This window comes from Aureispira sp. CCB-QB1 (genome assembly GCF_000724545.1).
Classification (GTDB): domain Bacteria; phylum Bacteroidota; class Bacteroidia; order Chitinophagales; family Saprospiraceae; genus Aureispira.
This window is the reverse complement of the sequence record NZ_JHBV01000151.1, coordinates 1-7,199: the sequence shown is the minus strand read 5'-3', so window position 1 is coordinate 7,199 and position 7,199 is coordinate 1. Positions and strand designations below refer to the sequence as shown.

At 33.2% G+C, this 7,199-nt stretch carries 9 protein-coding genes; 4 read left to right on the top strand and 5 right to left on the bottom strand.

The genetic code is table 11. The features are described 5' to 3' along the window. The first annotated feature begins 60 nt into the window (after nt 1-60). Nucleotides 61-681, top strand: a complete 621-nt coding sequence (locus CG11_RS28380; protein ID WP_052600297.1) for a glycoside hydrolase family 19 protein — start codon at nt 61-63, stop codon at nt 679-681. 94 nt (nt 682-775) lie between these two features. On the opposite strand, the gene CG11_RS28375 is transcribed toward CG11_RS28380, so the two are convergent. Next, the gene (locus tag CG11_RS28375; protein ID WP_052600296.1) at nt 776-1,225 is read right to left on the bottom strand and encodes a hypothetical protein; all 450 of its coding nucleotides are present in this window, start codon (nt 1,223-1,225) and stop codon (nt 776-778) included. Between the two features lie 576 nt (nt 1,226-1,801). Here CG11_RS28375 and CG11_RS28370 point away from each other — a divergent pair. Continuing rightward, a complete protein-coding gene (locus tag CG11_RS28370) occupies nt 1,802-2,965 on the top strand; it encodes a site-specific integrase (RefSeq protein ID WP_052600295.1) in 1,164 nt (387 codons plus the stop codon). Nucleotides 2,966-3,053: 88 nt separating this feature from the next. Here CG11_RS28370 and CG11_RS28365 read toward each other — a convergent pair whose 3' ends face one another. From CG11_RS28365 to CG11_RS28350, 4 genes are all read right to left on the bottom strand, one after another. Beyond that, the gene (locus CG11_RS28365) at nt 3,054-3,617 is read right to left on the bottom strand and encodes a hypothetical protein (protein ID WP_052600294.1); all 564 of its coding nucleotides are present in this window, start codon (nt 3,615-3,617) and stop codon (nt 3,054-3,056) included. Nucleotide 3,618: 1 nt separating this feature from the next. Then, nucleotides 3,619-4,416 carry a hypothetical protein gene (locus CG11_RS28360; protein ID WP_156039961.1) on the bottom strand — a complete coding sequence of 266 codons (798 nt, stop codon included), beginning with the start codon at nt 4,414-4,416 and terminating at the stop codon, nt 3,619-3,621. Nucleotides 4,417-4,424: 8 nt separating this feature from the next. Beyond that, on the bottom strand, nt 4,425-4,934 hold the full coding sequence (locus CG11_RS28355) for a hypothetical protein (protein ID WP_052600292.1): 510 nt from the start codon (nt 4,932-4,934) through the stop codon (nt 4,425-4,427). A gap of 539 nt (nt 4,935-5,473) precedes the next feature. After that, a complete protein-coding gene (locus tag CG11_RS28350; RefSeq protein ID WP_052600291.1) occupies nt 5,474-5,848 on the bottom strand; it encodes a helix-turn-helix domain-containing protein in 375 nt (124 codons plus the stop codon). A gap of 558 nt (nt 5,849-6,406) precedes the next feature. Between CG11_RS28350 and CG11_RS28345 the strand changes: the two genes are divergently transcribed. Both CG11_RS28345 and CG11_RS28340 read left to right on the top strand, forming a co-directional pair. Then, nucleotides 6,407-6,667 carry a hypothetical protein gene (locus tag CG11_RS28345; RefSeq protein ID WP_052600290.1) on the top strand — a complete coding sequence of 87 codons (261 nt, stop codon included), beginning with the start codon at nt 6,407-6,409 and terminating at the stop codon, nt 6,665-6,667. Between the two features lie 33 nt (nt 6,668-6,700). Then, a complete protein-coding gene (locus CG11_RS28340; protein WP_052600289.1) occupies nt 6,701-7,048 on the top strand; it encodes a helix-turn-helix domain-containing protein in 348 nt (115 codons plus the stop codon). Nucleotides 7,049-7,199: the final 151 nt, after the last annotated feature.

Below are 7,199 nucleotides of genomic sequence, written 5' to 3'. Positions count from 1 at the left end.
TGGAACAACCCGTTGTCCAGGACCGAATTTATACAAACATTTGCATCAATTTCAATTGGCATGACAATACAAACGAAACGATACTTGGGAGGGGCGGCTTTGTTGCTCCTCTTTTTGGTTTTAATCCGTTCCTTAATTGTAAGGGCTAGGCGCCTACGTTTTGTAAAAGCCTGTGAAGCTGCTTTTGGTTCCTTAGATCAAACGCAAAAGGATTCCATTCAGCTTATTGTGAAGATGTTTGAACGATATGGAGATAAAGACCAAAACAAGTTGATTTATATCTTGGCAACTGCTCGACATGAAAGCAATTTTCGACCGATTAAAGAAAGAAGAGCTTCGTCTAGTCAAACAGAGGTGTACAACAATCAAAATGCCTATTGGTATACGGGCTATTATGGGCGTGGTTTTGTGCAGCTGACTTGGGATCGGAATTATGCTAAAATGTCGAAGTTACTAGGAGTTGACTTTGTTTCTAATCCTGATTGGGTGATGCAGCCTAAATATGCGGCTCGTATTTTGGTGCAGGGGATGATGGAAGGGGCGTTTACTCGTCGTCCTTTGGAAAGGTATATTAATGCATCGAAGGTGGACTTTTATAATGCTCGCTGGGTGGTGAATGGTTTGGATCGGGCGGAGCGAATAGCCAATTATGCAGAATCTATTATTCAGAATATAACTTGATTCCCGTGAACATTGGCATCATTTGGTCAATACAACTATTTTAATAAAACTTAAGATTGGAGATAAACCAAGTTTGATTTATCTCCAGTTGAAGTTACTGCTGTTTAATGCACTCGATATTGCCAATGCATAACGTATCTTTGGTTAGATCAATCAGAGTCACTTTCTCTTTTTTAATTAACATCTGATTGGTAAATTCCTCATCACAGAAAATCCTTTTTGAAGGGTCAAAATTCCATTCAACTTTTACAATGTCATTTTTTGTTATGTGTTTCGCTATTCCTTGATAAGTCCTAGAACTTCCATGTAGACCATAAGGGCTATCTACAGGAGTTGTAGGAATATGTTCTAAATACAAAATAATAGAATCTTGGCTAATGATAGATAATTTACTAGTATGAACGCAATACGCTTCTGTTGGCTGATGATCGTATGTTGTGTCTACACCTAAGTATATAATTGGATCATCACCAACTTCAAATTTATCCGAATTGCATGAACAACATAATATTAGAATAAAAATAATACTTTTTGATAGTTTCATGTGCCTTTATTTAGCCCTAAGTAAATTCTTCTATATTTCTAGTTCAATAGAAATATGTTTAATCTCTAAATATAAGATAAATAGATGTTTTTTCCAATTTTATTTTAGATCTCATAGTAGACTGTATTGCCTTCCTACAATAGTTCTAAAGTCGCCCTGAATCAGGCGGTATGGATTGTCAATCATACTCAAGTAATTTCAAATCATTTGAGGTAAATGATCTTTTAAAAAAATTTCAAAAAAAATATCCACTCCTCTCCTTTTGTGTATTTTTTTGCTACCCCAATAGCTTTTTAAATTATAATCAACTAATAAACAACAAATTACCCTAAGACATCCATATCCTTGTCCTGGGCACAATTCACACGTTGCATTCGGTTGCAAAAAGAACCAAAAACCTAGTAAAAATCGCCGTTTCAGCTAGTTTTTTGGTTTTCTTTTTTATCCCATGTTACGGTTCATTTACATACTTCTACACTACTTTTCGGTACCCATTCGGTACCCATTTTGTTCCCATATTAATACTTGATTAAAGGAGTTTTTTCATTTTCTTTAATTTTTTCAAGTATTAAAACCATGATTAATTTCTCTATTGTTTACAATCGTAAACACCAACTCCGTAAAAACGGAACCGCATTGATTCAAATCAAAGCTTATTTGAACAACAAAGCCAAATTCTTTTCCACCAACATCTACGTTACCCCCAAACAATGGAGCCCCAAGCGCAAGCAAGTGGTTGACCATCCCAATGCCATGGCCTTTAACAATGAAATTAGAAGGCAAATTGATCGGATGGAAACCTACGCCCTAGAGTTGATCAAAAAACAAGGCTCTGTTACCCTAACGCAGTTGGAAAATACCAAACGCTACGAGGATCTCAATTCCTTTACTGAGTTTTTTGAATACGAGATGACCAACAGCTCTACCCTAGCCAAAGAAACCAAGAAAAAACAAAAGACAGCGCTCAACTATCTCAAGAAGTTTCGAAAGAAAATTCTTTTTGCGGATTTGACTTATGATTTAATCCTAGAGTACGACCGATTCTTGGCAAGCCATGGCTTGCATGTCAATACCATTTACACGCATCACAAGCAACTAAGGCGTTATATCAATGTCGCCATCAAACGAGATATTTTTGATGCCAATAAGAATCCTTACAAGAAGTTTAGCCCCAAACAGGTGAAAACGGAGCGCACGGTGCTCACTCAACAGGAAGTCGTACAGCTGGAGCAGCTCTCCTTTGGACGAGAAGAATTTTACTTGGAGCTGATTCGGGATATGTTTCTCTTTTCTTGTTATACGGGCTTGCGCTTTGCAGATGTTCGTTCGGTCAAACGGGAGAATATTGAGCAGGACTACTTAGGCTATGTCTTAAAAATTGTGGCGCAAAAAACGGGCAAACAATTGATCTTGCCTTTGTACAAACTCTATGGACACAAACCAACGGAAATTGTCAATAAATACCTGTTGCACGGCATGGCTCCTCAGGATCCTATCTTTCATGCGTATGCCAACCAGTATTACAATCGAGTTTTAAAAACTTTGGCAGAACGGGCATCCATTCACAAAAAACTAACGAGTCATGTGGCTCGCCATACTTTTGCCACACATTTGGCTTCTAAGGTGCCGATTCATATTCTAAAGTCTATTCTACAGCATTCTAAATTGGAAACGACGATGGTTTATTTGCATCTCTCTAATAAGATTATTAATGATGCTTTGGATGGGGTGAGTTGGTAGAGGCAGAAATGGCAGTAAAATAATTAATTTTACTGCCATTAAGTAGCTATTACAATCATTTTCACTAGTTAATACTGTTTAATTGAACTTAATCTTCAATTTTCATTTCATTGATTGGTATATCATAAATTCTAAATGATTCAATCACTTCATCAATTTTAGAATTTATCATCTTTATATTTGTTCTTATATTTTTTGCTTGTGGTCCATAACCTTTAGTTATTTCAACTTGCAAAGCTTCTTCAAGCTCTTTTTTCTTTAATTTAAGCCTATTATATTCCTTAAACAACTTTTTAGCTATTTCATTTCTAGCTTTTGTCTCATTATAATTTTCTATCTCATTTATCCATTCATTATCAATAACGGGATACGAAGCCTTTAAAATTTCAATTCCTTGTTTTCTAAGTTCTGGATCCTTTTCTTTTATTACTTGAAGTAACAACTTTGCCCTTTCTCTTGAAATAGTTTCTTGTGATAACCTTTGATTAAGTATTGACTCTGGTCGTTGGATTATTATAAAAAGGCATATAGTGCCAATGATTCCTGCAATAATCTTTGTCCAACTTTGAATATTTTGATTCTTTATATTTTTTCGTTCTAAGTCTAATAGAGAAATTTCTCTACTTATTTTTTCTTTTTCTAAATCAGTCATATTAGTTTATTATAAATAAATCTTTAGGTAAAAAAAGGAAAATTGTGGCATTTCTATCTTTCTTATCTACTTTTAAAGTTACGTTACCATCAAGAATTATTGGAGATTCTAACTCAAAGAAAATATTCTGAAGCTTCTCACGAATGAATGCAGCCCGCAAATTCGGTAAATGTCTATTAAAAAAAGGCTCAGGAATCACTTGCTCATCAGTATTATTAATAAATTTACTTTTTCCTGAATATTTTTTATAAAAGCTAATATTGGGATATTGATAATCTTCGTGATATTTTGATTCAAATTCTGCATCACCTTTTATATCAGCACTACCTTTTATAAATATTTTATAATCTACATTTCCTTCATTTAGTAGAGTTTGAATTTTTACACCAAAATCTGCAATTCCAGTTTGAAAAGCAGGTTCAAAGTCATCAATAACATACTCACCTGGTTCAAACTGCAAAACTTCTTGAGATATAGCATCTATTAAATCAATAGTGTAGTATTTTCCCTCAAATCCTTTAACTAGCTCTGAACTAGGAAAAATTTTTGCTTCCCAGTTAGTTCCTTTCATTTTAGGTTTTAAGTTTTTTCTTAATTCATCTAATTTTTTTCTAATTTTTTCTTTTTCTGAATCTATCTCAGATTTCGGAAATCCAGAAGTTCCTACAACAGGAAGAATCGTTGTATCAATTTTAGGAACTGTTGACCTAATTTCTTTAGAATATTTCTGTTTAGTAATCAAACACACTCCTACAGTAATAAGACCTAATCCTAATCCTAATCCTAATAGATAGTTCATTTTTTTTTTCATATTTCTTTATAAGACTTTATTTTATAATCTTTGTATTCAAACTTAGCTACCTCTATTTTATTTCCCTCTTCTATTGTTCTTCCTATTTCAATAATTTCATCGTTTTGAGAAATAATGCTAATCACAAATTTAACTTTTTTTTGCTTTGAGTTTCGCTTAAAAAAATCAACATAAATTCTATATTCTCCTTCTGGGGCATTTAATTCCCAGTGAATATTTTCTTGTGGGTCTTTTCTTAAATTTGTATGGTTTGCATCTAAATCAAGACATCCTATAGAATTATTCATTCCACATTCTGCCCTTTTATTGTCATAATATATAACATTACCACATGGATCACATACATGTAAATCTAAGTCATCTTCTGTAAACCACTTAAGATTGATACGTAATAAACCTTCCTTTCCTCTATATTTTTTAGGTTCAATAAATTTATTGTCTTTTAATGTCTGTAATATTACTATAACTCCCAACATTATCAACAATATACCTCCTCCTAGGAACATATCTTTGGTTTTATTTTTAATCTAATAAGTAAATATATTTCGTGTATCATAAGTATTAACACTTCACTATTATACATATTAATAATTACAAAACATAAAAATAAAAATAATATTTCTTTAAAAATTCCAAACAAAAAAACAGCAGCAAAGAAATCAATTCCTTGCTGCTGTTCTCATTTTTTTGAAGACCGTTTCAATTTTACAAGTCGTTCAATCTTTTGGTTAGCAATCTTGTTTTCTGTCTGTTTGATGCGTGTGTCAAGCTCAGATAGTTGTTGTAACAACGCATCTTTTAGTTTTAGATTTGTTTTCATTAAGTAATTGTACAGGATTTAGCCGATTAGTTAAACCATACAATAAGGGACTTAATACAACGAATCAGACAGCAAAAAGATTCATATTTAAAGTAAAAAGTTATCAAAAATCAAAACGCTATAACGCTTTATTTATCGACACTACAGCCCATTTTTATTTAATTTACTCTTATTCAATTAGTAGATTATTAACATCTTTATAATAACTATTTTGAAGATATATTTTTAATCCTCGTCTGGTAGTGCTTCTACTATTTTCCTAATCCGATCTAATTCTTCAGCTAGCCCATTAACCTCTTTTCTAAGCATCGTATTTTCTCTTTCTAAGCTATCTGCCAAGCGATCTAAATAATCCTTGTCAACTTCATTTACCTCTACCTGAGGCTTTAAAAACATTTCCCCCTCTCCTATTAATAACCATTTGATATCTAATTGAGGATACGCCTTTAATAATGGCGCTAAAATTTTAGCACTTGGCTCATTAACACCATTAATTATCCGTGTAATTGTCGGTCGAGTTACATCTAATTTCTTTGCAAGCTGACTTGCATTAATTTCGAGTGCAGATACAATTTCTTTAAACCTTTGATTTATAGACATTAAATAATAATTATTAAAATAAAAAGCTAAAAAAAGTTTTTTTTTGTTACCAAAAATTTGATTTTATAAATTTTTAGTTCATATTTGTAATACAAACGAAACATAATAGAACTAAAAAGTTACAAATTCTAAAAAACATTGTTCTTATGTTATGAACCTAATTAATACGAACATTTATTGTAATAAATAGATACAAAATCTTAATAAATAGATACAAAAGTCTACTCTATTGAATAGATAGTAAAAATTTATGTAGACCAATGTAAACAAATGTAAACGAAAATCCGAGAATCGAACCTAAAAAAATAACATTTCATACTAGGATGAATGGTTTTGGGCGTACCGAGTGGTATTGTTGAGATTTTATGAGGATGGAGGATCAACAACTAGAAGGCGACTTCTAGCGTCCAACAAAACAAATAAATTTTAATGTATTAGCTCCTTTGTTTGTGAACTCAGCAAATGTTAAAGCGAGTTGATGCTTTCACTTATTTTATTCATGTGGCTTGTCACTGCTTTTAAGCGGTTGGGCGAAGCCATGCCCAAACAACAAATTTTATGACCGATTTTGAAACACCAACTTTTTGTCAATTCCTAAGACAAAACCTTTCGATTGACCAATACGAAGCACTAAACACCACCTTAGGCATTAGCCAAAACAAGCTTACTCGCTTGCTCAAAACGCCAGCCAATACGCCTTATGAGGTCGTATTAAAACTGGAAAAACTATTAGAAATAAAAGCCATTGAATTGGTCGAACAATTTGAGTTAGGCATTGATACAATAACCATTCGACAACATTCTTTTATTCAATCATAATCATGGAAATCCATCCAAAAAATTAAGATTAATATGATGGATCAAAACTTTGTAGAAGCATTAAAACTACAGCTCAAAGCAGAACTTCGAGCCGAACTTCGGGAAGAACTAAAAGAGGAAGTAAAGGACGAAATTAAGGAGGAAGTGAAAGAGGAGTTCAAAGAAGAGCTGAAACTCTTACTCATCAAAGACAAGAGCATTATCAATACAGCTGAAGCGGCACACTTACTAGGCTTGCAGCCTAGAACTGTAAGAAAGCTCAATGAGGAAGGGAAACTCAATGGACGCAAGTACAAAAAAAGCGGCTATTTGTTTTTTGTCAAACAAGAAGTGGAGGATTATCAGACCGATAACCTTCGGCATGCGGCTTCGTTTCCGTAGCAACATTTTATTCATTGGATTGGGTGCAAGTGGTTTGTACCCAATCTTAAAACCCTACAACCACATCAAAACGATCAGGCGGGGAAGATTGTCTATCCGCAGCAATCAAAGGAGTTCGACTCTCCTTCTGGTCACAGGGTAGCAAGTTTTT